Below are 3,407 nucleotides of genomic sequence, written 5' to 3' on the forward strand. Positions count from 1 at the left end.
AATAAACGCGACCTACAATCCACGGCTGCAACTCTTCCGGGCAAGGACGCTGCGCACGAGTTCGATCAGAAGTGCTCACCGCTACTCGAACTTATCGTGAGCCGTCACATCGAGAATCGTGCACTCGCGGCCACTCGCGACGCACTTCTTCCCGCACTCATGTCGGGCAAGTTGCGCGTGAAGGATGCCGAGCGTCAGGTCGAGGCGGTGGTGTAAACGTGCGGTTCTCGGAGGATGACTTGGAGCAACTCGCCGTCGACGTCCTGGGCGAACTCGGTTGGAAGCCGGTCGCTGGCACCGCCATCGCCCCCGGCGCTACCACCGAGCACGGAGAGGGTGAGCGCCACACCTGGGACGAACTGCTCATCCGTCCCCGGCTGCGCGCTGCGCTGCACCGCCTCAACCCGGACGTCCCGCGCGTCTACCTGGACCAGGCCCTCGACGTCATAGGCTCGGCCACGTCACAGGATGCGATCACCGAGAACCAGCGCATCCACACCATGCTCACCGACGGGTTCCGCGGGATGTCCTACGTCGACTCCGACGGTGTGGAGCAGAACCCCACCATCCGCCTGGTCAGCGCTGAACCTGCGCACAACGACTGGCTCGCTGCTCGCCAGGTCACCATTACCAGCGGCGAGACGACCCGCCGGTTCGACGTCGTGCTCTACCTCAACGGCATGCCCGTGGGCATCGTCGAACTCAAGCGTCCAGGTGCCGCACATGCTGATACAGCCGCTGCTCACGCCCAACTGCAGACCTACCTGCGGGAGTTCCCGCTCGCGTTCCGCTTCGCCGTCGTCTCGATCATTTCCGATGGAGTGACCGCTCAGTACGGCACTCCGTTCACCCCGCTGAACCACTACTCCCCCTGGAATGTGACCGAGGAGGGTGACTCGCTGACCGCAGCGTCGCCGTCGTCCGCTTCTGACGACACCTCCACGGGGTTGGACCGTGTGCTGCATGGGCTGTTCCCCCCGGAGCGGTTCCTGGAGTTCCTCACCCGCTACGTCGCCTTCGACAGCACCGAGGAAGGGCTGATCAAGCGGGTCGCGAAACCGCACCAGTTCTTCGCCGTCGGGAAGGCCGTGGCCAAGACGCTGCAGGCGGTGGCCTCCGACGGCAAGGCCGGGGTGGTGTGGCACACCCAGGGGTCGGGCAAGTCGATGGAGATGGAACTGTATGCCAACCAGGTGCTGCGGATCCCCCAGTTGCGCAACCCGACCATCGTGGTCATCACCGACCGCACGGAGTTGGACGGGCAGTTGTATGAGACCTTCAACCGGTCGTTGCTGCTGCCGGAGAAGCCGGTCGCGGTGCGCCGCCGGGAGGAGTTGCGCAGTGAACTGCAGGACCGGATTACCGGGGGCATCTACTTCACCACGCTGCAGAAGTTCGGGCTTAACCAAGCCGAGCGCGAGTCCGGTGCGGTGCATCCGTTGCTGTCGGACCGGCGCAACATCATCGTGATCGTCGATGAGGCGCACCGGTCCCATTACGACAACCTGGACGGGTACGCCTGGCACCTGAAGAACGCCCTGCCGCGGGCCACGTTGATTGCCTTCACTGGGACGCCGGTGTCCTTCGCGGATCGCAACACCCGTGAGGTGTTCGGCGACTACATCGACATCTATGACCTCACCCGCGCCGTGGAGGACGGGGCCACGGTGCCGGTGCACTTCGAGAGCCGGCTGATCAAGGTGGACCGGGCCGAGGAACTCTCGGCTGAAGACATCGATCGCGCCGCCGATGAGTTCACCGAAGGGCTGGATGACGCCGAGCGGGACCGGGTGGAGAAGACCGTCGCGGTGATCAATGCCCTGTATGGGGCGCCGGCGCGGATTCAGACGTTGGCGGCGGATCTGGTGGCGCACTGGGAGCGGCGCCGGGAGGCGATGTTCGAGGCACTGGGGACGGAGGAGAATCCGGGCACGCCGGGGAAGGCGATGATCGTGGGCGCGACGCGGCAGATCTGCGCGGATCTGTACGCGGCGATCGTGGAGTTGCGGCCGGAGTGGCACAGCGAGGAGGATCACGAGGGCCGGATCAAGGTGGTCTACTCCGGCAGCGCGACGGATCAGCCGCCGGTGTCTTTGCATGTGCGCCGCGATTCACAGAACAAGGCGATCAAGAACCGGTTGCGGGATGCCGATGATGAGTTGGAACTGGTGATCGTCAAGGACATGATGCTCACCGGCTTCGACGCACCCCCGCTGCACACGTTGTACCTGGACCGTCCGCTCAAGGGCGCGCTGTTGATGCAGACGCTGGCGCGGGTGAACCGGACATTCCGGGGCAAGCAAGACGGGTTGCTGGTGGCCTACGCCCCGGTGGTCGACAATCTGGCGCGAGCACTGGAGGAGTACACCGACACTGACCGGGAGCGGAAGCCGCAGGGGCGGGACATCTCGGAGACTGTGGCGGTTGCGCGGGAGTTGGTGGCGACGCTCGGGGAGCTGCTGGAGGGCGTGGATTGGCGCGGGCGGCTGGCACAGCCGGGGCCGCGGGCCTATGTGGATGCGGTGCAGGCCACGGTGAACCATCTGCGTTCGCCGTTGACGCCGGGGAATCAGGTTGGTGCTGACGAGGAGTCGCTGGCGGCTCGCTACCGGCGGCTGTCGGCGCAGTTGGGCCGGGTGTGGGCGATCGCCGGGCACACTGAGCAGTTGGCGGAAGTGGCCGGCGATGCGCGGTTCTTCGAGGAAGTGCGCGTATGGATGGCAAAACGCGACGCTGAGGACCGTCAGGCCAACGGGGAGCCGGTGCCCGAGGAAGTCCAGCGGATGCTGAACTCGTTGGTGGCCTCCTCGATCGTGTCCGAAGAGGTCATCGACATCTACGGAGCGGCCGGGATGGACAAGCCGGCGCTCAGTGACCTGGACACGGCGTTCATCGCTCAGATGCAGCAGGCGCCGAACCAGCACCTGGCGATCGAGTCGCTCCGGAACATGCTGCTGGAGGAAAGCCGGACGCTGCTGGGCAACAACGTGGTGCGCCGGCAGGCGTTCTCCCAGCAGTTGCAGGAGTTGATGCTCAAGTACATCAACCAGAACCTCACGTCCGCTGAGGTCATCGCTGCGCTGATCGAGACCGCTCAGGAACTGTCCGCCGAGCCGCACCGCGGTGAGCAGTTCGACCCGCCGCTCTCCGATGATGAATTGGCGTTCTACGACGCGGTGGCCTCCAATGAGTCCGCGGTGCTGGAGCAGGGGCAAGACACGTTGGCCAAGATCGCCCGGGAACTGGTCGCGATCATGCGACGGGATGTGCGCACCGACTGGACCGTGCGTGAGGATGTGCGGGCCAAGATGCGGACGTCCATCAGGAGACTGTTGGCGATTCATCGGTATCCGCCGGATCAGCAGCCGGAGGCGATCAAGTTGGTGATGCAGCAGATGGTGGAACTG

General features: G+C 65.1%; 1 protein-coding gene and 1 pseudogene. Both read left to right on the forward strand.

The genetic code is table 11. The features are described 5' to 3' along the window. Positions 1-216 (forward strand): annotated as a pseudogene (locus ACPL7H_RS19265) (restriction endonuclease subunit S); the annotation flags it as partial. A gap of 2 nt (positions 217-218) precedes the next feature. After that, a partial coding sequence (locus tag ACPL7H_RS19270; RefSeq protein WP_424798344.1) for a type I restriction endonuclease subunit R occupies positions 219-3,407 on the forward strand: 3,189 nt, incomplete at its 3' end.

Origin of the sequence: Pseudactinotalea sp. Z1732 (assembly GCF_049724975.1) — a bacterium.
In the GTDB taxonomy this organism is placed as follows: Bacteria; Actinomycetota; Actinomycetes; order Actinomycetales; family Beutenbergiaceae; genus CALKWS01.